21 protein-coding genes are annotated in these 20,056 nt (G+C 70.8%); 12 read left to right on the forward strand and 9 right to left on the reverse strand.

The annotated features are described in order from the left end of the window. Window positions 1-15: 15 nt before the first annotated feature. From JT362_RS23760 to JT362_RS23780, 5 genes are all read right to left on the reverse strand, one after another. A complete protein-coding gene (locus JT362_RS23760) occupies window positions 16-597 on the reverse strand; it encodes a GTP-binding protein (RefSeq protein ID WP_260193889.1) in 582 nt (193 codons plus the stop codon). Then, window positions 578-943 carry a DUF742 domain-containing protein gene (locus JT362_RS23765; RefSeq protein WP_260193891.1) on the reverse strand — a complete coding sequence of 122 codons (366 nt, stop codon included), beginning with the start codon at window positions 941-943 and terminating at the stop codon, window positions 578-580. Before JT362_RS23765 ends, JT362_RS23760 begins: the two co-directional genes overlap by 20 nt. Beyond that, window positions 940-1,353 (reverse strand): roadblock/LC7 domain-containing protein, encoded by a 414-nt coding sequence (locus JT362_RS23770; RefSeq protein ID WP_260193893.1) that lies wholly within the window; start codon window positions 1,351-1,353, stop codon window positions 940-942. Before JT362_RS23770 ends, JT362_RS23765 begins: the two co-directional genes overlap by 4 nt. After that, the gene (locus JT362_RS23775) at window positions 1,331-3,682 is read right to left on the reverse strand and encodes a sensor histidine kinase (protein ID WP_260193894.1); all 2,352 of its coding nucleotides are present in this window, start codon (window positions 3,680-3,682) and stop codon (window positions 1,331-1,333) included. The genes JT362_RS23770 and JT362_RS23775 overlap by 23 nt, the downstream gene beginning before the upstream one ends. 245 nt (window positions 3,683-3,927) lie before the next feature. Further along, complete coding sequence (locus JT362_RS23780) at window positions 3,928-4,503, reverse strand: HhH-GPD-type base excision DNA repair protein (protein WP_260193895.1); 576 nt, start codon at window positions 4,501-4,503, stop codon at window positions 3,928-3,930. A gap of 247 nt (window positions 4,504-4,750) precedes the next feature. Between JT362_RS23780 and JT362_RS23785 the strand changes: the two genes are divergently transcribed. Continuing rightward, on the forward strand, window positions 4,751-5,314 hold the full coding sequence (locus JT362_RS23785) for a GNAT family N-acetyltransferase (protein ID WP_260193896.1): 564 nt from the start codon (window positions 4,751-4,753) through the stop codon (window positions 5,312-5,314). Between the two features lie 3 nt (window positions 5,315-5,317). On the opposite strand, the gene JT362_RS23790 is transcribed toward JT362_RS23785, so the two are convergent. After that, entirely contained in the window at window positions 5,318-5,524 is a 207-nt protein-coding gene (locus JT362_RS23790; RefSeq protein WP_260193897.1) for a helix-turn-helix domain-containing protein, read from the reverse strand. After that, window positions 5,524-5,997 carry a DUF2975 domain-containing protein gene (locus JT362_RS23795; protein ID WP_260193899.1) on the reverse strand — a complete coding sequence of 158 codons (474 nt, stop codon included), beginning with the start codon at window positions 5,995-5,997 and terminating at the stop codon, window positions 5,524-5,526. The genes JT362_RS23790 and JT362_RS23795 overlap by 1 nt, the downstream gene beginning before the upstream one ends. Before the next feature lie 157 nt (window positions 5,998-6,154). On the opposite strand from JT362_RS23795, the gene JT362_RS23800 reads away from it, so the two are divergent. Together JT362_RS23800 and JT362_RS23805 are read left to right on the forward strand one after the other, a co-directional pair. Further along, window positions 6,155-7,369 carry an NADP-dependent isocitrate dehydrogenase gene (locus JT362_RS23800; RefSeq protein WP_260193900.1) on the forward strand — a complete coding sequence of 405 codons (1,215 nt, stop codon included), beginning with the start codon at window positions 6,155-6,157 and terminating at the stop codon, window positions 7,367-7,369. Window positions 7,370-7,553: 184 nt separating this feature from the next. Then, window positions 7,554-7,895 carry an SH3 domain-containing protein gene (locus JT362_RS23805; protein ID WP_260193901.1) on the forward strand — a complete coding sequence of 114 codons (342 nt, stop codon included), beginning with the start codon at window positions 7,554-7,556 and terminating at the stop codon, window positions 7,893-7,895. Here the strand turns inward: JT362_RS23805 and JT362_RS23810 are convergent. Further along, window positions 7,892-8,620 carry an MBL fold metallo-hydrolase gene (locus JT362_RS23810; RefSeq protein WP_260193902.1) on the reverse strand — a complete coding sequence of 243 codons (729 nt, stop codon included), beginning with the start codon at window positions 8,618-8,620 and terminating at the stop codon, window positions 7,892-7,894. The two genes, JT362_RS23805 and JT362_RS23810, sit on opposite strands and share 4 nt — an antisense overlap. A 56-nt stretch (window positions 8,621-8,676) precedes the next feature. Between JT362_RS23810 and JT362_RS23815 the strand changes: the two genes are divergently transcribed. The 4 genes from JT362_RS23815 (at window position 8,677) to yhjD (ending at window position 11,982) form a co-directional block, all read left to right on the forward strand. Then, entirely contained in the window at window positions 8,677-9,315 is a 639-nt protein-coding gene (locus JT362_RS23815; RefSeq protein WP_260193903.1) for an HD domain-containing protein, read from the forward strand. A gap of 204 nt (window positions 9,316-9,519) precedes the next feature. Continuing rightward, window positions 9,520-9,849: a hypothetical protein gene (locus tag JT362_RS23820; RefSeq protein WP_260193904.1), complete on the forward strand. Its 330-nt coding sequence runs from the start codon at window positions 9,520-9,522 to the stop codon at window positions 9,847-9,849. Between the two features lie 38 nt (window positions 9,850-9,887). Further along, window positions 9,888-10,922, forward strand: a complete 1,035-nt coding sequence (trpS, locus tag JT362_RS23825) for a tryptophan--tRNA ligase (RefSeq protein WP_260193905.1) — start codon at window positions 9,888-9,890, stop codon at window positions 10,920-10,922. A gap of 31 nt (window positions 10,923-10,953) precedes the next feature. Next, window positions 10,954-11,982: an inner membrane protein YhjD gene (gene yhjD / locus JT362_RS23830; protein ID WP_375546551.1), complete on the forward strand. Its 1,029-nt coding sequence runs from the start codon at window positions 10,954-10,956 to the stop codon at window positions 11,980-11,982. 127 nt (window positions 11,983-12,109) lie between these two features. On the opposite strand, the gene JT362_RS23835 is transcribed toward yhjD, so the two are convergent. Next, entirely contained in the window at window positions 12,110-13,417 is a 1,308-nt protein-coding gene (locus JT362_RS23835) for a D-alanyl-D-alanine carboxypeptidase family protein (protein WP_260193907.1), read from the reverse strand. Between the two features lie 133 nt (window positions 13,418-13,550). Between JT362_RS23835 and JT362_RS23840 the strand changes: the two genes are divergently transcribed. From JT362_RS23840 to JT362_RS23860, 5 genes are all read left to right on the forward strand, one after another. Then, window positions 13,551-14,750 (forward strand): ROK family transcriptional regulator, encoded by a 1,200-nt coding sequence (locus tag JT362_RS23840; protein WP_260193908.1) that lies wholly within the window; start codon window positions 13,551-13,553, stop codon window positions 14,748-14,750. Between the two features lie 238 nt (window positions 14,751-14,988). Then, complete coding sequence (locus JT362_RS23845) at window positions 14,989-16,242, forward strand: ROK family transcriptional regulator (RefSeq protein WP_260193909.1); 1,254 nt, start codon at window positions 14,989-14,991, stop codon at window positions 16,240-16,242. Window positions 16,243-16,327: 85 nt separating this feature from the next. Beyond that, on the forward strand, window positions 16,328-17,857 hold the full coding sequence (locus tag JT362_RS23850) for a sugar ABC transporter ATP-binding protein (RefSeq protein WP_260193910.1): 1,530 nt from the start codon (window positions 16,328-16,330) through the stop codon (window positions 17,855-17,857). 115 nt (window positions 17,858-17,972) lie between these two features. Continuing rightward, window positions 17,973-18,950, forward strand: a complete 978-nt coding sequence (locus JT362_RS23855; RefSeq protein WP_260194137.1) for an ABC transporter permease — start codon at window positions 17,973-17,975, stop codon at window positions 18,948-18,950. A gap of 46 nt (window positions 18,951-18,996) precedes the next feature. After that, a complete protein-coding gene (locus JT362_RS23860) occupies window positions 18,997-20,055 on the forward strand; it encodes a substrate-binding domain-containing protein (protein ID WP_260193911.1) in 1,059 nt (352 codons plus the stop codon). Window position 20,056: the final 1 nt, after the last annotated feature.

Consider the following 20,056-nt stretch of genomic DNA (forward strand, 5'->3'; position numbering starts at 1 on the left):
CCATTCTGGCCGCGCTCAGTGTGCTCCCGCCATACGCGCCTGTGCCATCACGTGCCCCATCAGGGTGACCAGCACGGTCTTCGTCGATTCCCGGTCCCGCGCGTCGCACAGCAGCAGCGGCACGTGCGGGTCCAGGTCCAGCGCGCCACGCACCTCGTCGTCGGTGTAGTGGTAGGCGTCGTCGAAGCAGTTCACCGCCACCACGAACGGCAGGCCGCGGCGCTCGAAGAAGTCGACCGCCGGGAAACACGAGTCCAGGCGGCGGGTGTCGGCCAGCACCACCGCGCCCAGCGCGCCCCGGGCCAGCTCGTCCCACATGAACCAGAACCGGTTCTGGCCCGGCGTGCCGAACAGGTACAGGATCAGCTCGGGGTTGATCGTGATGCGGCCGAAGTCCAGCGCGACCGTCGTCGTGTGCTTGGCCTCCACGCCGGACAGGTCGTCCACGCCCGCCGACGCCTCGGTGATCAGCTCCTCGGTGCGCAACGGCGGCACCTCGCTGACCGAGCCGACCATCGTGGTCTTGCCGACGCCGAAACCGCCGGCGACCACGATCTTCACCGCCGAGGCGAGGCGTTCAGAGTTTCCGGATGCCATCGAGAACCGCCTGGAGTACGTGTTGGCTCGGTGCGTCGGTGACCTGCACGGCCGACCGGTGGATCATCAGGTTCTGCGTGATCAGGTCGCTGAGCAGCACCTTCACCACCTGCAGCGGCAGGTCCACCTGCGCGGCCGCCTCGACGACCGAGATCGGCTGCTGGCACACCCGCAGCAGCTGGAGCGACTCGGGCTCCAGGTGGTCGGCGTGCTCCCGCAGCGCGACGACCAGCGTGATCAGGTCGAGGCCGATCGTGTCCGACTTCGTGCGCCCGCCGGTCACCGCGTACGGCCGGACCAGCGGGCCGGCGGCCTCGTCGAACCACGCCTCGTGGTCCACGCTCATGGCACCGGACGGCCCATGGTCTCGCGTGGCTTCGCCGACAGCGCCGCCCCGACCCGCTTGACCATCAGGTTCATCTCGTACGCGACCATCCCGACGTCGGCCGACTCCTCGGCCAGCAGCGCCAGGCACGCGCCCTGGCCGGCGGCGGTCACGAACAGGAACGCGTGATCCATCTCGACCAGGGTCTGGCGCACCCGGCCGCCGCCGAAGTGCCGGCCGGTGCCGCGGGCCAGGCTCTGGAAGGCCGACGCCACCGCCGACAGGTGTTCGGCGTCGGCCTCGTCGAGGTTGTCCGACTTGCCGATGAGCAGCCCGTCGGCGGAGAGCACGACCGCTCTCTCCACCCCGGCCACCCGCTTGACCAGGTCGTTGAGCAACCAGTCCAGCTCATTCAGCGCGGTGTTGGCCATTGCGCACGCTCCCCACGGTGTTCTCGCCGTTCCCGTTACCCATGTCCGGCTCCTCCCGGCCCCGCCTCGTGCCCTGCACGAACGCCGACAGCCTGCTGCGCGCCGCGTCCGGGCTGTTCTCGACCTCCTCGGTGTCCGCCGGGGGCCACGCCGTCGCCGACGGGTCCTCCCGCAGCTGCGGAGCCAGGTTCTGCTGGCGCCTGCGCTGGGGCAGCGGCGGTCGGCCCGCCGGTCGCTCGGGTCCCGTCGGGGATGTCGGCCGCTCGGGGGCCGGCGTTTCCGCGAAGGTCTCCTCGAACGTCTCCTCGACCGGGAGCTGCGGGCGGAACAGGTCCTCGCCCGGCTTGGCCGCCACCACCGGGAACTCCGGCAGCGGCTGCAGGAACGACGCGGGCAGCGGCAACACGGTCGGCTGCTCGACCGGGGGCGTCTTCACCGTCGGCGTGACGTCCTCGGCCGACGGCACCTCGGTGAGCAGCTCCGCGCGCAGCAGCACGATCGCGCGGGTGCCGCCGTAGGCCGACTCGCGCAGCGTCACGGAGATCCCGTGCCGGGCGGCGAGCCTGGCCACCACGAACAGGCCGAGGCGGGGCTCGGTGGACAGCGCCATGATGCCGAAGTCCGGCGGCCGGTGGAGCATCCCGTTGAGCCGCTCCACCAGGTCGGCCTCGATGCCGAGGCCCTGGTCCTCGATCTCCAGCGCGACCCCGCGCCCGACGACGTTGCCCCGGACCTCCACCCGCGACTCCGGCGGCGAGAACGAGGTGGCGTTGTCGATCAGCTCGGCGAGCAGGTGCACCAGGTCGCCGACGACCGGCCCGTTCACCGCGACCGCAGGCAGCTTGGCGATCTTGACCCGGGCGAAGTCCTCGGTCTCGGCCGCGGCGCCGCGGGCCAGCTCGGTGAGGCTGACCGGGTTCCGCCAGCGCCGGCCCGGCTGGCCGCCGCCGAGGATGATCAGGTTCTCCGCGTTGCGCCTGGCCCGGGTGGACAGGTGGTCGAGCTGGAACAGCATCTCCAGCTGCTCGGGGTCCTCCTGCTTGCGCTCGGCCTCGTCGAGCACCTTGAGCTGGCGGTGCACGATGACCTGGCTGCGGTGGGCGATGTTGAGGAACACCGTCTTGGTGCCCTCCCTGGTCTTCGCCTCCTGCACGGCGGCGGCCACCGCGGTCCGCTGGGCCGAGTTGAACGCGTCCGCGACCTCGCCGATCTCGTCGGTGCCGTGCCCGGCTAGGCGCACGTCGTCGACGGTGACGTCCGCGCCGGTCCGGACGCTCTCCACCAGCGCCGGCAGCTTCTGCTCGGCCAGCTCCAGGGTCTCCGCGCGCAGCCGGGTGAGGCGTTCGATGAGCCGCCGGGACAGCCGGATGGCGAACACGAACACGGCGGCGGCGAGCAGCAGCACCACCACGCCGGCGACGATCGCCTGGGTGAGCGTGGTGTCGATCCGGTCCACCGCGTCCGCGATCGTCGCGCGGGCCTGGGTCTGCAGCAGGGCCACCAGTGCGATGGATACCTCCTGGGTGGCGCCGCGCCACAGGTCCTCGCTGAGCGGGATGTTCCGGCCGCCGTCGAGCAGGGCCTGCTCGACCGACAGCAGCCGCTCCCAGCCGGTGGTGTCCTTGAGCGCCTCGTACCGTTGCTGCACCTCGGGCACGGCTACTCGCATGCTCTGCTCGAGCTGCAGGTGGTACGCGCTGACCAGGCCCTGGTACAGCCGGAAGTCGGCCGGGTCGAGGCCGCCCGCGGTGTTGGCCGAGGCGAGCGCGTCCGCGCGGAGCATCTGGTCGACGGCGGTGAGCAGCGGGCCTACGCCGACCCCGAGCGCGTACACCGACTCGGCGTCCGGGCCGAACTGCGCGAGGCCCTGGGTGCCCTCGATGAACTGGTCGATGATCCGGTTGTAGAAGGTGAACGAGTCGTTGACGGTGACCTGGGCGCCGTCGACGCGGATGCGGGTCGACGGCAGCTCGCCCATCAGCGTGGTGAACTCGCCGACGTCGCGCTGGACCGACGCGGGGGCGACGTCGGCCAGCTCACCCAGCTTCGTGGTGACGTCGTCGACCAGGGCGTCGGTCTGCTCGCGCTGCCGGAGCAGGTCGGACTCGAAGGAGCCCAGGCTGGCCAGCCGGCGCAGGGTGAGGCGGCGTTCCTCCTGGAGCGCGACGATCAGCGGGAGCGCGGCACGCTGGGCGTCGCTGGCCAGGGAGAAGTAGTTCCGCGTCGAGGCGGCGTCGTAGATCAGGTACCCGGTGCCGCCCGCGCCGGCGAGCAGGAACACGATGCACGGCACGAGCGCGATCGCGAGCACCCGGGTACGGATGGACAACCTTCGGGTAGGCAGAGCCCGGTCACGCCGGATGGAGGTCTTCTTCACCGCGTTCCGCTTTCGTTCTGGCTGGGTTTTCCGCACCCGGACTCGTCGCCGAACGGTAAACACCGTCGGTCACCTAGTCAAACGCCAGTTTCGGTGAATTACTGGCCGAATATCGGCCGAGTTGGAAAACGCACCATCCATGCCCAGGAATTCGGTGAACCCTGGGTGTCCGCGCCCACGCCCAACGTAGCAGCTGCTCAGGCCTTCTTGGCCTTTGCCGCGGCCTTCATTTCCTTCTTGTAGGCGCGGACCTCGAGCAGCGACGCCTCGTCCACGATGTCGGCGACGGACAGGAACGAGCCCTTCTTCGCGTAGTCGCCGGCGGCCTTTCGCCAACCCGTCGCGGTGAGCCCGCGCTGTTTGCCGAGCAGCGCGAGAAAGATCTTGGCCTTCCCCTCGCCGAAACCGGGCAGGGCCTTGAGCCGCTTGAGCACCTCGGCGCCGTTCGGGTTCCCGGCGGTCCAGACCCCCTCGGCGCGGCCGTCGTAGGTGTCGACGAGCTCCTGGCACATCGCCTGGATGCGCTTGGCCATCGAGCCGGGGAAGCGGTGGATGGCCGGCGGCGTCGAGCACAGCTCGGCGAACCGCTGCGGGTCGTACTCGGCGATCACGCGAGCGTCCAGCGAGCCGACGCGCTCGAGGATCTTCTTCGGCCCGGCGAACGCGGTCTCGATGGTCACCTGCTGGTCCAGCAGCATGCCGGTGAGCAGCGCCAACGGCTCGCGGTCGAGCAGCTCGTTCGCCTCGGAGTCCGTGGTCAGCCAGGTCGCCATGAGCCTCATCATGGCACGGCGGCTACCACGGGGAGAGTAGCCGGGCCGCGGCCGGTACGCCGGTCGGCGCAGCGCGGTTGTCGCGCTCGGTTTGACGACTTCGTCAGCGCCCGTGCTCATCCTGAGGTGTATGAAACTGGTGCTGTCCCTGCTGCTCGGTTCGCTGTCGATCCGCGTCACCCGCAACGTCCTGCGCCGCAACCGCCGGCTGCGCCGCCTGCTCTACCTGCCGCGCTAGCGTGGTGGGGTGCTGCGACCCGAGTACCCGATCGAGACCGCCCGCCTGACCCTGCGCCCCTTCGCCGAGACCGACTTCGACGCCCTGCACGCGTACCAGAAGCTGCCCGAGGTGGCCCGCTACCTGTACGAAGGTCCCCGCGAGCCGGCGGAGACGGCCGAGGCGCTCGAGCGCCGGATCGCGAGGACGTCGCTGGAGAAGGCCGGGGACGTGCTGGTGCTGGCGGTCGTGCTGCGGGAGACCGGGGAGCTGCTCGGGGAGGTCAACCTGTGCTGGCTGTCCGAGTCGAACCGGCAGGGCGAGTTCGGGTTCGTGTTCAACCCCGCGTTCCACGGCAACGGCTATGCCGGCGAGGCCGCGGTGGAGATGCTGCGCCTCGGGTTCGACGGTCTCGGCCTGCACCGGATCATCGGCCGCTGCGAGGCCCGCAACACCGCGTCGGCCAGGCTGATGGCCCGGCTCGGCCTGCGCCGCGAGGCCCACTTCGTGCAGAACGAGTTCGTCAAGGGCGAGTGGAACGACGAGGTCGTGTTCGCCATGCTCGCCACCGAGTGGGCCGACGCCCGGCCCTGACGCTCACTCCGGCTCCCAGCGCAGCAGGTCGCCCGGCTGGCACTCCAGCGCCTCGCAGAGCGCGGCGAGCGTCGCGAACCGCACCGCCTTGGCGCGGCCGTTCTTGAGCACCGCCAGGTTGGCCGGCGTGATCCCGACCCGCTCGGCGAGCTCGCCGACGGACATCTTCCGCCTGGCCAGCATGACGTCGATGTCGACCACGATCGGCATCAGATGACCTCGTCCAGCTCGGCCCGCATCCGCGTGGCCTGGCCGAGCAGCATCCGCAGCACGAGCACGACGAGCGCGACCCCCAGGATCGCCACCACCACCCCGCAGATCAGCAGGACGATCCCCGGCGCGACCGCCTCGCCCGGCGCCAGGACGACCGCGAGCGCGAACGTCACCAGCGCGGCCGCCACGAACGCGCCGATCACGACGTCCACGTAGCGGAACGCGGCCGGGGAGAACACCGTGCCGCGGCCGACCATCGTCACCAGCCGCCACACGCAGACCAGGACGACCTGCATCGCCACGAAGCCCAGGATCACGATCACGACGATCGGGACGCGCCGGGACGTGAGGCCGAAGTCCTCCTCCAGGTCGACGGCCAGCAGCGGCACCATCACCGCCTGCACGAACAGCGAGCCCGCGAGCAACGCCACGAGCACGGCCCGCAGCGCGAGCAGCGTCAGCTTTCCCATGATCTCTCCCTCGATTGCCTAACGATAGAAAGCTATCGAAAGTCGATAGGTAGAGCAAGTGTCCGGGGTGACCCGGAACGCATCGTTAGCAGTACGCGTGTACCGTTTGGCGCGAGACCACGCGCGCGACGGAGACGTGAGAGGAGCATCCCGGCACATGGCCAAGATCAAGGTCCAGGGGACGGTCGTCGAGCTTGACGGCGACGAGATGACCCGCATCATCTGGCAGTTCATCAAGGACAAGCTGATCCACCCGTACCTGGACGTCAACCTGGACTACTACGACCTGGGTATCGAGCACCGGGACGCCACCGACGACCAGGTCACCGTCGACGCGGCGAACGCGATCGCCAAGCACGGGGTCGGCGTCAAGTGCGCCACCATCACCCCGGACGAGGCGCGGGTCGAGGAGTTCGGCCTGAAGAAGATGTGGCGCAGCCCCAACGGCACCATCCGCAACATCCTCGGCGGCGTGATCTTCCGCGAGCCGATCGTCATCTCCAACATCCCGCGGCTGGTGCCCGGCTGGACCAAGCCGATCATCATCGGCCGTCACGCGCACGGCGACCAGTACAAGGCCACCGACTTCAAGGTCCCCGGCCCCGGCACCCTGACCGTCAGCTACACCCCGGCCGACGGCGGCGAGCCGATGGAGTTCGAGGTCGCGAACTTCCCGGAGGGCGGCGGCGTCGCGGTCGGGATGTACAACTACCGCAAGTCCATCGAGGACTTCGCGCGCGCGTCCTTCCGGTACGGACTCGAGCGCGGCTACCCGGTCTACATGTCGACCAAGAACACGATCCTCAAGGCCTACGACGGCATGTTCAAGGACGTGTTCGCGGAGATCTTCGAGGCCGAGTTCAAGTCCGACTTCGACGCCAAGGGCATCACCTACGAGCACCGGCTCATCGACGACATGGTCGCCGCGGCGCTCAAGTGGGAGGGCGGCTACGTCTGGGCCTGCAAGAACTACGACGGTGACGTGCAGTCCGACACCGTCGCGCAGGGCTTCGGCTCGCTGGGCCTGATGACCTCGGTGCTGATGACCCCGGACGGCAAGGTCGAGGCCGAGGCCGCGCACGGCACGGTGACCAGGCACTACCGCCAGCACCAGGCCGGCAAGCCGACGTCGACGAACCCGATCGCGTCGATCTTCGCCTGGACCCGCGGCCTGGACGCGCGCGGCAAGCAGGACTCGACGCCCGAGGTGTCCGGCTTCGCGCACACCCTGGAGCAGGTGATCATCGAGACCGTCGAGAGCGGCAGGATGACCAAGGACCTGGCGCTGCTGGTCGGCAAGGACCAGGAGTTCCAGACCACCGAGGAGTTCCTCGCCACCCTGGACGAGAACCTGCGCGAGAAGATGGCCTGATCGTCTCCTCGGACGGCGCCCGCCACCCGGTGGGCGCCGTCCGTGCGTCTGCACGTGCGGTGACGGAACGTGGTGTCCCGTTGGGACGTGCGAGTGGTTCCCGGCCCGGCTCGTTTCCAACTCGAGCCGGCTGGGTTATATCTGAGAGGCAGGCGCTGACGGCACCCCGTTGGGAGCGATTTCGATGAAGCTGCTGAACGTGAAGTGGAGCCTCAAGCGCACGGTGATCGCCCTGGGTGTCGCCGTCGGGATCTACGTCATCTACGTCCAGGGCTCCGCCCAGCGCGGGACCGAGAGCGGCGGCGACGCCGAGCCGGCGTCGAGCACCCCGCAGTGCCAGGTGGAGTCCACCGTGGACGGGCTGAACGTGCGCTCGGCGCCCGAGATCGACCCGGCCAACATCGTCGACCAACTGTCCCAGGGCGAACAGTCCGACGCGGACACCGAGGTGCGCAACGGCTTCCGCAAGCTCGCCGAGGGCCGCTGGGTCTCGACCGAGTACCTCCAGCCGAGCGAGGGCTGTTAGAGCTCGACCACGAGCCCTTCGTCGGCGACCAGGATCTCCCCGTCGAACGTCTCCCCGGCCTCTTCGCGGGAGACCGCCCGGTCCGCCCCCGGCCAGAAGTGGGTGAGCATCAGCCGCCGCGCGCGGGCTCTGGTAGCCCACCGGCCGGCCTCCCGCGCGCACAGCAGGTGCTCACTGGTCTGCTCGCCCTGGTGCGTGGCCTCGACCACGAACAGATCCGCCCGGTCCCCGAGCACCGCCAGGTTCTCGTGCGGCCCCGTGTCACCCGTGTAGGCGACGGTCAACCCCGGCGCGAGGAGCCGAACCCCGACGGCCGGCACGTGGTGCGGCAACGTCAACGCGTGGACCAGGAACGGCCCCACCCGGTACTCGCCGGGCAGGGCGCGGACGTCGAACAGGTCGGCCAGCCGCGGCTCCGGCTCCATCGAGTCGACGAGCCGCGCGACGTCGTCCGGGCAGAGCAGCGGAACGGGTTCGAACGCGGCGTCCCCGTAGTGCCTGACGCGGAGCAGCCCGTTGAGGTCGACGCAGTGGTCGCTGTGCGCGTGCGTGACCACGACGGCGTCCACGTCCCCGCTGGGGCGGAGTTCGAGCAGCCGGGGCAACGTCCCGAACCCGAGATCGAGCACGACCCGGAACCCGTCGTACTCCACCAGGAACCCGCTGCACGCCCGGCCGGGCTCCGGCCACGCCGCGCAGCTCCCGAGCACCGTCACCCGCCGCATGCCGGGCGAGGGTAATCACCTTGCTCCGGCGGTGGTGCCGCTGAGAGGGTCCGGGCGTGGACGACGTGCTGCTGACCGACAAGAACCCGCTGCCCGACGTGCTTCCCGAGCGGCTCGCCGCGCAGCTTCGGTTCGTGGTCGAGGTGGATCGGCTCAAGACGGTGGTGCGGCAGTCGCCGTTGGTGGCGGCGGAGCGGCGGGAGAACGACGCCGAGCACTCCTGGCACCTCGCGCTCATGGTGATCCTGCTCGCCGAGTACGCCGACGAGCCGATCGACGTGGGGCGGACCGTCCAGCTCGTCGTCGTGCACGATCTGATCGAGATCCATGCCGGGGACACGCCGCTCTACGACACCGTCGGCGCGGAGACCCAGGTCGAGCGGGAGCAGGCCGCCGCCGATCGGCTGTTCGGGCTGCTGCCCGCGGACCAGGCGAAACGGTTCCGCGACCTGTGGGACGAGTTCGAGGCCCGGCAGACCCCCGAAGCGCGCTTCGCCAAGGCCATGGACCGGCTCGAGCCGCTGCTGCTCAACTGGATGAGCCGCGGCGGCACCTGGCACACCCCGGGCGTCACGGCCGACGTCGTGCGGGCCAGGAAGTCGGTCATCGCGGACGCGTCGGCGGCGCTCGGCGAGGCGGCGCGGGCGGTCATCGACGAGGGGGAGCGGCGCGGGTGGCTCCGCCCGTCCCCCTGACCAGCGGTTGTGTCACAGCCGTCCGGCGATTGGATCAAACCTGCGCCCCCGGGTGATGGTCGGCACACGAAGGGGATACGCTCGCTCGCGCAGTACCGATCGGACTAACGGAGTCTTCACGGGCCACCACGGTCGGTAGGTATTTCGGTCCTACCGCCCCCTATCGGGGGTACCACGACGGTGATGAGCGCAGGAGGCGCACCAGTGCGCGACCGAGTTGCCCTGACGGCCGCCCGCACGGCGGCGGTGGCGAGCAGGCTGGTTGTGGTCATGGTTCTGGTTCCGGTCGCGTTGGCGGTCACGGCCCAGGGGGCGTCCGCCACGGCGCTCGCGGACGACGGAGTCGCGCAGCAGACGGTGTCCTTCGGCTTCTTCGGCCCGGTCGGCATCGCCGCCGTGGCCATCGGTGCCGGCGGCATGGTCGTCGGCCTGCTGCGGCACCGCCGCCGGGTGGTCACCACCGTGCCGGTCGCCGACACCCGGACGGATGTCACTCAGCCGGTGGAACCGGCCGCCGGCGAGCGCGTGGCCTGACGCCGCTGCCCAGCACGCCCTCTGGGAGAATTCCCGGCGTGTCGCCGCAACCAGAGACGCAAGAGCAGCGCCCCAGGGTCCTGTCCGGGATCCAGCCGACCGCGGACTCGTTCCACCTCGGCAACTACCTCGGCGCCATTCGCCAGTGGGTCGCCATGCAGGACACCCACGACACGTTCTACTGCGTCGTCGACCTGCACGCGATCACCGTCGAGCACGACCCCAAGCTGCTGCGCAGGCGCACCCGGGTGTCCGCGGCGCAGCTGCTCGCGCTGGGCATCGACCCGGAGCGCGCGACCCTGTTCGTGCAGAGCCACGTGCCCGAGCACGCGCAGCTCGGCTGGGTGATGCAGTGCCTCACCGGGTTCGGCGAGGCCAGCCGGATGACCCAGTTCAAGGACAAGTCGGCCAAGCAGCAGACCGACCGGGTCAGCCTCGGCCTGTTCGGCTACCCGGCACTGCAGGCCGCCGACATCCTGGCCTACCAGGCCGCCTACGTCCCGGTCGGCGAGGACCAGCGCCAGCACCTCGAGCTGACCCGCGACCTCGCGCAGCGGTTCAACTCCCGGTTCGGCCGCACGTTCCGCCTGCCCGAGCCGTACATCGTCAAGGACGCGGCCAAGATCTACGACCTGCAGGACCCGAGCGCGAAGATGAGCAAGTCCTCGTCCGCGCCCGGCGGGATCGTCGACCTGCTGGACGACCCGAAGGTGTCCGCGAAGAAGGTGCGCTCCGCGGTCACCGACACCGGCCGGGAGATCGTCTACGACCCGGAGGCCAAGCCGGGCGTGTCGAACCTGCTGGCGATCTACTCCGCGCTGGCCGGCCGGCCGCTGGCGGCGCTGGAGGCCGAGTTCGACGGCAAGGGCTACGGCGACCTCAAGAAGGCCGTCGCCGAGGTGCTGGTCGAGTTCGTGACGCCGATCCAGGAGCGGGTGCGGGGCTACCTGGACGACCCGGCGGAGCTGGACAAGGTTCTGGCCCGGGGCGCGGAACGGGCGCGCGAGGTGGCGTCCAGGACGCTGGCGCGGGCCTACGACCGGCTCGGATTCGTCGCGCCGGCGCTCGGTTGATCATGCGGGTGTAGATCATCCGGGCTAGCGTTTGGCTGTGGGAGACAACGAGTCGTTCCTGACCAGACAGCGGGCGAAGCGGCCGTGGCTCGACCACCTGGTGCGCGCGAAGGACGCGTTCACCGAGCGTTATGGCAACCACTACGCCGCGGCCATCACGTACTTCAGCGTGCTGTCGCTGTTTCCCCTGCTGATGATCGCGTTCGCGGTCGCCGGTTTCGTGCTGGCCGGCAACGCGGCCCTGCTCGACGAGATGAAGACCGGCATCACCGAGGCCGCGCCGTCCGGCCTCGGCTCGACGATCAACGAGGTCGTCGACACCTCCATCGAGGAACGCAACACGATCGGGGTACTGGGCCTGCTGGCGGCCCTGTACTCCGGGTTGGGCTGGATGAGCAACCTGCGCGACGCGCTGACCGCGCAGTGGGGGCAGGAGTACCAGCAGCGGCCGTTCCTGAAGAAGACGGTGTCGGACCTGCTGTCCCTGCTCGGCCTGGGGCTCGCGCTGGCGGTGTCGTTCGGCCTGACGGCCGCGGGGACCGGGCTCGGCGACCTGCTGCTCGGCTGGGTCGGCCTGAACGACGACGCCTGGGCGCAGTTCCTGCTGACGGTGGCGACGATCGTGCTGTCCCTGGTGGCGAACTGGGTGGTGTTCCTGTGGGTGATCTCCCGGCTGCCGAGGGAGCGGGTGAGCGTCCGCTCGGCCGTGCGCGGCGCGGCGGCCGCGGCGGTCGGGTTCGAGATCCTCAAGCAGGTGTTCACCATCTACCTGGGGTCGGTGATGGACTCGCCCGCGGGATCGGTGTTCGGCCCGATCATCGGTCTGCTGGTGTTCGCGAACCTGGTGTCGAGGTTCCTCCTGTTCATCACCGCCTGGACGGCGACGGCCAGGGAGAACGTGCGGCCCACGGTCCCGCCACCCCCACCGCCGGCGGTGATCCGCCCGGTGACCGTCGTACGCAAGGGCCCAAGCGCCCGCGACGCGGCAACCCTCGTCGGCGCCGGCACCGTCCTCGGCCTTCTCTGGCGCCGCTCCCGCCGCCCCGCACCGCCGCCCTGACCAGCCACGCCGGAACTGTCGGTGCCCACTGCTAGCGTGAAAACAGGGGTCCCCCAGGGCGATGGCGCATCCGCGCACCGGTGGGGATTTGCTATCGCACCCGCCGTGTCGAGGGGGCCGTGAGGTGCTAGGCCGAGGTGCGGTTCGCGCGGGCGATGCGGGCTCGGCGGCGGCGCAGCCACATGCCGACGGTCACCAGCACGGCCACGGCGGCCAGGGCGACCAGCGGCAGACCCACGTTCCCGAACGCCGAGCGTTCCGTGTCCGCCTGGGCGGTCGACGACGACGCCTCGTCCACCGGCTTGCGGACGCCCTCGACGTCGCCGGCGTCCTGCTTGGGCTGGGCCTCCGGCGCCTTGTCGACGAGCTGGCCCACCGGGCGGTAGTCGTCCGCCGCCAGTTCGAAGCCGTAGTCCAGCAGCTTCCTGCCCTGCTCGGACAGTGGGTCCGGGTTCCGCTCGCCCCGGAGCAGCACCACCGACAGCCGACGATCGTCCTGCTCGGCCGCCCCGACGTAGGTGTGTCGCGAGTCGTCGGTGAAGCCCGTCTTGCCGCCGAGGAAACCCTCGTAGTCCTCCAGCAGCCCGTTGTCGTTGTAGATCTGGAAGGTCCCGCTGCCGTCGTGCCCGGGGAACTCCATCGAGTCCCTGGCGGCCGCGTCGGCGAACTCCTCGTACCGCATGGCCGCGCGGAAGATCAGGCTCTGGTCGTACGCCGACGTCGTCATCCCCGGACCGTCCAGGCCGGACGGGGTCGCGGCCCGCGTGTCCAGCGCGCCGATCTCCTTCGCCAACGCGTTCATCTTGTCCAGCGCCACGTCCACGCCGCCGAGCGCGCGCGCCAGCGCCCACGCGGCGTCGTTCCCGGACTCCATCACCAGCGCGTGCAGCAGCTGGTCGACGGTGTACTCGCCGCCCGGCCCGATGCCGACCTTCGTGCCCTCCTGGTTGGCGTCCTCCTGCGTCCCGCGCACGACCTTGTCCGGGCTCAGTTCGCGGATCACCACGATGGCCAGCAGGTTCTTGATCAGCGACGCGGGGCGCTCGCGGGCGTGCGGGTCCTTCGCGGCCAGCACCTCGCCGGAGTCGAGGTCGGAGACGACCCACGTGGCCGCGTTGATGCCACCGGGCGGGGCCGGCGCGTCGTCCGGCTTCACGATGCCGCAGTCACCCATCCGTGGTCCCCCGACCGGGTCGTCGGGGATCGGCAGCGGCTCGGGGCTCGGGCTGCCGGGAGGGGGCTCCTCGGAGGTGTCGATGGGCGGAGGCGGAAGCTGTCGGGCCTGGCAGGCTCCCTGCTCCTCGGTCTCCGACTGGGCCTTGCGGGCCTGCTTCGGCCCGGCCGATGCCCCCGGAGCGGACACCAGCGCCGCGACGACCAGGGCCAGCAGCGACACGACGAAAGCGGGGACGAACCTGGCGGTTGCGTGACGCACGGAAGTCAGCCTAGAGCCAGACGTCACTCTTCTCGCGCCGACCCTCCACCCGGGTACCGATCCCGCCATCGCCCCCGGTCCCATGGCCGGAGGGGATAAATTGGACGGGATAACACACTTCACGGGAGACGGCATGAGTGCGCAGACAGCCGGTCAGCAGCAGGGAGCGCGCTCCCGCCAACAGTCCCGGCTGCTGGCGTTGCTCCGCGACGAGGGTCCGATGTCGCGGGTCGCGCTCGGTGAGCGGCTGGACCTGCCGCGCGCCAAGCTCGCGGGCGAGCTCACCCGACTGGTCGACACCGGATTGGTGGAGATCGGCGGCCCGGCCGCGAGCCGGGGCGGGCGCCGGTCGACCCTCGTGCACCTGGCCGACGACCTGCGGTTCGTCGCCGCCGACGTCGGGGCGACGTCGATCAACGTCGCGGTCACCGACGGGCGGTGCGAGGTGCTGGCGAGCCAGAGCGAGGAGTGCGAGGTGCGGCTCGGGCCCACCCCGGTGCTCGGGCTGGTGGTCGAGCTGGCCGCGCGCGTGTTGGACAAGGTGCCGGGCCGGCTCGTCGGCGCCGGGATCGGGCTGCCCGGCCCGGTCAGCTTCCGCGACGGCATGCCGGTGGCGCCGCCGATCATGCCGGGCTGGGACCGCTACCCGGTGCGCGACGAGCTCGCCGGGAAGTGGGGTTGCCCGGTCACCGTCGACAACGACGTGAACGTGATGGCGCTCGGCGAGCGGCACGCCGGCGTCGCCCGGTCGCTCGACGACCTGATCTTCGTCAAGGTCGGCACCGGCATCGGCTGCGGGATCGTGCTCGGCGGCAAGGTCTACCGGGGCGTCGCCGGCACCGCGGGCGACATCGGGCACATCCGGCTCGACGACTACGGCCCCGCCTGCGCGTGCGGGGAGGTCGGCTGCCTCGAGGCGTACTTCGGCGGCGGCGCGCTGGCCCGCGACGCGCTGACCCTCGCCCGCTCCGGGCGGTCGACGATGCTGGCCGAGGCGCTGGAGCAGCGCGGGCGGCTGACCGCGCAGGACGTCGGCGACGCGGCCGTGGCAGGCGACTTCGCCGCGGCGAACCTGGTCCGCGAGGGCGGCCGGCGGCTCGGGCACGTGGTGGCCTCGCTGGTGAGCTTCCTCAACCCCGGGATGGTCGTGATCGGCGGCGGGGTGTCGCGGCTGGGGCACCCGCTGCTGGCCGAGGTGCGCAGCTCGGTGTACCGGCGCTCGCTGCCGCTGGCCACCGGGAACCTGCCGATCGTGCTCTCCGAGCTGGGCGAGTTCGCCGGCGTGACCGGCGCCGCGTGGTCGGCGACCGACCGGGCCTTCGCCGGTAGCTGAGCCGGTAGCTGAGCAGGCGGTAGACCCTTCGGTGTCAGCGTGTGACGACGCTTTCACGCAGACGGTTCTAGGCCTTCACTTCGTCTCGAATCAGCAACACTTTTGACGGTTTGATTCAAAAGATCGATCCAGATGTTGCGCCGAACGGGGTATTGCGTCTCTTATGGGCCCTAGGAGACGCTCTCCTGTGAGTTGGAGCACCGACTTTCGATCGGGCCCTCAACGAAGTGGAGCACCGGTGGGCCATAGCCGCCCCGTCGATCAGGCGGGTCTGCGTCGAGGGAACCTCGCGCTGCTCGTGCACACCCTCCGGGAGCGCGGGGCGCTCTCGCGTGCCCAGCTCGCGGTGCGCTCCGGACTGTCCAAGGCCACCGTCTCCAGCCTGGTCACCGACCTCGAACTACGCGGCCTCGTGCACTCCGCCGGCGTCTCCGCTGGCGGGCAGGGCCGGCCGGGTCAGCTGGTCGACCTGCGGCCGACGAGCGTGTGCGGGATCGGGCTGGACATCCACGTCGGGCACGTCGGCGTCGTGGTCACCGACCTCGCCGGCGAGCTGATCCACACCCGCCGGGTGGCCTGCGACGTGCCGGGCATCGGGCCGGAGCGCGCCATCGACCAACTGGCCGAGCTCGCCGTCACCGCGCTCCGCGAGGTCGCGGGCACCGTCGGTCCGCCGGTCGGCGTCACCGTCTCCGTGCCGGGGCTCGTCGACACCGCCGCCGGCACCGTCACCCTCGCGCCCCGGCTGCGCTGGCGCGACGTCGCGATCGCCGACGGCCTGGCCGCCCGCACCGGCCTGCCGCTGGACCGGATCGCCGTCGACAACGACGCCAACCTCGGCGCGATGGCCGAGCTGGCCGCGATGAACACCGGCTCGGTACCCGTGTCCGACCTGGTCTACCTCACCGGCGACTTCGGCATCGGCGGCGGCGTGATCTCCGGCGGGCGACTGGTGCGCGGGTCGATCGGGTTCGCCGGCGAGATCGGGCACATGGCGATGGACCCGCTCGGGCCGTACTGCTCGTGCGGCCGGCGCGGCTGCTGGGAGACCCAGGTCGGGCTCGGCGCGCTGCTGCACGCCTGCGCCGACACCGACGACCCGGTCCGCGACCCCACCCTCGACCTGGACCAGCGGATGCGGATCGTGCGCGCCAGGGCGGCGCGGGACGACCAGCGGACCCTGGACGCGCTGCACCAGATCGGCTCTGCGCTCGGGGTGGGCGTGTCGATCCTGGTGAACCTGCTGAACCCGGCCGTCGTGGTGCTCGGCGGCTACTTCGCGGCACTGCCCGAGTGGCTCGTGGAGCCGATCCGCAACCAGGTCGTCGCCGGGGTCCTGGCCCCCGGCGCGGGCGGAGCGAAGGTCGTCGGCTCCCGCCTCGGCTTCACCGCGGCCACCACCGGCGGGGCGCTCGCAGCCCTCCGGCGCGTCCTCGACGACCCGACCGTCGTACCGCCGATGGCGCAGCAGGACGAGGAGGCACCGGCGTGAGCGGCAGCGGAGGAGCGTGCGCCGTCTGGACTGACGAGCAGCGCAGGAGGGAAGACGGCGTGCTAGCGAGGGAGCGAAGCGAACCATGAGCACTGAGACCGAACCTGGCGACGTGTTGTTGACCATGTCGGGGATCGTGAAGACGTTCCCCGGGGTGCGGGCGCTCGACGGCGTGGACCTGGAGGTGCGCGCCGGGGAGGTGCACTGCCTGCTCGGCCAGAACGGCGCGGGCAAGTCGACGCTGATCAAGGTGCTCGCCGGTGCGCACCAGCCGGACGGCGGGGAGATCGTCTGGCAGGGCAAGCCGACCACGCTCGGCTCGCCGGTCGCCGCGTTGCGGATCGGGGTCGCCACGATGTACCAGGAGCTCGACCTGGTCGACGGGCTCTCGGTCGCCGAGAACATCTTCCTCGGGCACGAGCCGAACGCGTTCGGGTTCACCCGCCGAGGGCACATGCGGGCCGAGGCGCGCAAGCTCATGCGGCGGCTCGGCCACCCGGAGATCCCGGTCGGCCGCGAGGTCGGGCTGCTGTCCGCCGCCGGCCAGCAGCTGGTCTCGATGGCCCGCGCGCTCGCCCACGACGCCCGCCTGATCGTCATGGACGAGCCCACCGCCGCGCTCGCCGCCGACGAGGTGGACAACCTGTTCCGCGTGGTCGCCGACCTCACCGCCGAGGGCGTCGCGATCGTCTACATCTCCCACCGGCTCGAGGAGATCCGCCGCATCGGCAACCGGGTGACGGTGATCAAGGACGGGCGCACGGTCGCGTCCAACCTGGACTCGCACACCCCCACCGCCGAGCTGGTCAACCTGATGTCCGGGCGCAACGTCGAGACCGTGTTCCCGCACCGCGAGGCGAACACGACCGACAGCTCGCACGAGGTGCTGGTCGTCGAGGGGTTGACCAGGGCAAGCGAGTTCGCCGACGTCAGCTTCACGGTCAACGCCGGCGAGATCGTCGGCATCGCCGGGCTGGTCGGCGCCGGGCGCAGTGAGGTGCTGGAGACCGTCTACGGCGCGCGCAAGGCCGACTCCGGCACGGTCGTCGTCGACGGCAAGCGCTTGCGGCCGGGCAACGTCCCCGCCGCGGTCGCCGCCGGGGTCGGGCTCGCGCCGGAGGAGCGCAAGAGCCAGGCGCTGCTGCTGGACCAGTCGGTGGCCAACAACGTGGTCCTGGCCAGCCTGCCCGAGTACAGCCGGGCCGGGTTCAGCGACATCCGCCGGGAGCTGCGGGACGCGCGGGCCACGCTGGAGCGGCTGGACCTGCGGCCGGCCGATCCGCGCCGGGAGGTGCGCACGCTGTCCGGCGGCAACCAGCAGAAGGCCGTGGTCGCCCGCTGGCTGGTCCGCGACTGCAAGGTGCTGCTGCTGGACGAGCCGACCCGCGGCGTCGACGTCGGCGCGCGGGCCGAGCTGTACCGGCTGATCCACGAGCTGGCCGCGAGCGGGGTTGCCGTGCTGCTGGTGTCCAGCGAGGTTCCGGAGGTGCTCGGTCTGTCCGACCGGGTGCTCGTGATGCGTGAGGGCCGCCTGCTCACCGAGGCGCCGGCGAGTGAACTCACCGAGGCGGCCGTGCTCGACATGGTCATGGAAGGTAGCGAGGTGATGGCGTGAGTGACTGGGTGCGGAGCGAACGGGAGGGAGGCACACGGTGAGTGACGTGGGCGAGAAGTCCTCTGTGGACAAGCCGGGCGCCGCGCCCGGCGGTCCGCTGGCGGGCGAGGAGCCGGTGCGCACCGGTCCGACCACCGGCGTGCGCACGCCGAGCGGACTGCGGCTGGACCTGCGGCTGACGATCCTGACCGGCGTGCTGGTCGCGCTCTGCGTGACCGGCTACGTGCTGCAGCCGGACAGCTTCCTCTCCGAGAGCAACGTCTCCACGATGCTCCGCCTCGCCGCGGCGATCGGCGTGGTCAGCGTCGGCATGACGTTCGTGATCATCTCCGGCGGCATCGACCTGTCCGTCGGGTCGATGGTCGCGCTGTCCAGCGTGTGGATGACCACGCTGGCGACCCAGTCCTACGGGCCGTGGGTGATGGTCCTGTGCGCGCTCGTGGTCGGCCTCGGTGCGGGGTTGATCAACGGTGTGCTGATCGCCTACGGGCGGCTGGTGCCGTTCATCGCGACGCTCGCCATGTACGCGTCGGCGCGCGGCCTGGCCGAGCGGCTGTCCGACGGCCGCACCCAGGTGGTCGAGCAGCAGGGCTACCTGGACTTCTTCCGTGGTGACCTGTTCGGCATCCCGACCCTGATCTGGATGCTCGCCGTGGTGTACGTCGTCGGCTGGGTCCTGCTCAACCGGACCACGTTCGGCCGCCGCACGTTCGCCATCGGCGGCAACGAGGAGGCGGCCCGGCTGGCGGGCATCAACGTCAAGCGGCACACCGCGATGGTGTACGGCATCGCGGGCCTGTGCTGCGGCATCGCCGCCCTCATGGTGGTCGCCCGCACGACATCGGGCTCGTCCACCAACGGCATGTACTACGAGCTGGACGCGATCGCCGCGGTCGTCATCGGCGGCACGCTGCTCTCCGGTGGCCGGGGCACGCTCATCGGCACCCTGATCGGCGGGCTGATCTTCACCGTGGTGAACAGCATCTTCACCCAGAACAACCTGGAGTCCGACATCCAGAACATCGCCAAGGGCGTGATCATCGTCGTGGCGGTGCTCCTGCAGTACGGAACCGCGCGCAACCGCAAGACATAGCACCGACTCTCAACCCACCCCGACCCATGTACAAGGGAGTACCCCAATGACCGACCCGTCCCTGGCCCGCCGCCGGTTCCTCTTCGGTGCCTCCGCCATCGGCGCGAGCGCCCTCGTCGTCGGCTGCACGTCCAACGAGCCGGCAGGCGGCAGCGAGAACAACGCCCAGCAGGTCGCCGCCGGCGGCGACAACGCCGAGCCCGGCAAGGAGGTCACGATCGGCTTCTCCGCGCCGGCCGCCGACCACGGCTGGATGGCCGCGATGACCAGCAACGCCCAGGCGCAGGCGGATGCGTTCGAGGACGTCACGCTGAACGCCACCGAGGGCACCAACGACGTCAGCCAGCAGATCGCGCAGGTCGAGACGCTGATCAACAGCGGCCCCGACGTGCTGGTGATCCTGCCGTTCGACGGCAAGGCGCTGACCTCGGCCGGGCAGAAGGCGATGGACGCCGGCATCCCGGTGATCAACGTGGACCGCATCTTCAACAGCCCGCTCGCGTACCGCACCTGGATCGGCGGCGACAACTACCGGATGGGCGTCAACGCCGGCAACTACATCGCCGAGCAGATGAAGGCGAAGAACATCGCCAACCCGATCATCGGTGAGGTCGCCGGGATCGACGCGCTCCCGCTGACCCAGGAGCGCAGCCAGGGCTTCAAGGACGCGCTGGCCCGCAACGGCTTCCAGGTCGGCCCGCGGGTCTCGGCCGAGTTCACCGTGGAGTCCGGCGAGGAGCAGACGGCGAACCTGCTGCAGGGCGCGGCCAAGCTGGACGCCCTGTGGAACCACGACGACGACCAGGGCATCGGCGTGATGGCCGCGATCGACGCGGCCGGCCGCGACGAGTTCATCATGGTCGGCGGCGCCGGCTCGCGGGACATGATGGACCGGATCAAGGCCGACAACACGGTCATCAAGGCGACCGTGCTCTACAGCCCGTCGATGGCGTCCAGCGCGATCGCGCTGGCCCGCCTGCTCGGCCAGGCCAAGGGCCTCGGGGACCTCGCCGAGCACGAGATCCCGGCCTCCATCACCACCTACTCGGCCGTGGTGACCAAGGAGAACGTCGACTCCTACATGGACATCGGCTTCGCTTCCTGAT

The organism is Actinophytocola gossypii (assembly GCF_025165815.1).
Classification (GTDB): Bacteria; Actinomycetota; Actinomycetes; order Mycobacteriales; family Pseudonocardiaceae; genus Actinophytocola; species Actinophytocola gossypii.

Bases quoted from the DNA above. Each gene is read 5' to 3' on its own strand.
- JT362_RS23840 (WP_260193908.1), top strand. From the start codon at position 13,551: ATGAGTGCGCAGACAGCCGGTCAGCAGCAGGGAGCGCGCTCCCGCCAA.
- JT362_RS23765 (WP_260193891.1), bottom strand. From the start codon at position 943: ATGAGCGTGGACCACGAGGCGTGGTTCGACGAGGCCGCCGGCCCGCTG.
- JT362_RS23810 (WP_260193902.1), bottom strand. From the start codon at position 8,620: ATGCGGCGGGTGACGGTGCTCGGGAGCTGCGCGGCGTGGCCGGAGCCC.
- JT362_RS23805 (WP_260193901.1), top strand. From the start codon at position 7,554: ATGAAGCTGCTGAACGTGAAGTGGAGCCTCAAGCGCACGGTGATCGCC.
- JT362_RS23860 (WP_260193911.1), top strand. From the start codon at position 18,997: ATGACCGACCCGTCCCTGGCCCGCCGCCGGTTCCTCTTCGGTGCCTCC.
- JT362_RS23770 (WP_260193893.1), bottom strand. From the start codon at position 1,353: ATGGCCAACACCGCGCTGAATGAGCTGGACTGGTTGCTCAACGACCTG.
- JT362_RS23790 (WP_260193897.1), bottom strand. From the start codon at position 5,524: ATGCCGATCGTGGTCGACATCGACGTCATGCTGGCCAGGCGGAAGATG.
- JT362_RS23760 (WP_260193889.1), bottom strand. From the start codon at position 597: ATGGCATCCGGAAACTCTGAACGCCTCGCCTCGGCGGTGAAGATCGTG.
- JT362_RS23795 (WP_260193899.1), bottom strand. From the start codon at position 5,997: ATGGGAAAGCTGACGCTGCTCGCGCTGCGGGCCGTGCTCGTGGCGTTG.
- JT362_RS23850 (WP_260193910.1), top strand. From the start codon at position 16,328: ATGAGCACTGAGACCGAACCTGGCGACGTGTTGTTGACCATGTCGGGG.
- JT362_RS23780 (WP_260193895.1), bottom strand. From the start codon at position 4,503: ATGGCGACCTGGCTGACCACGGACTCCGAGGCGAACGAGCTGCTCGAC.
- JT362_RS23800 (WP_260193900.1), top strand. From the start codon at position 6,155: ATGGCCAAGATCAAGGTCCAGGGGACGGTCGTCGAGCTTGACGGCGAC.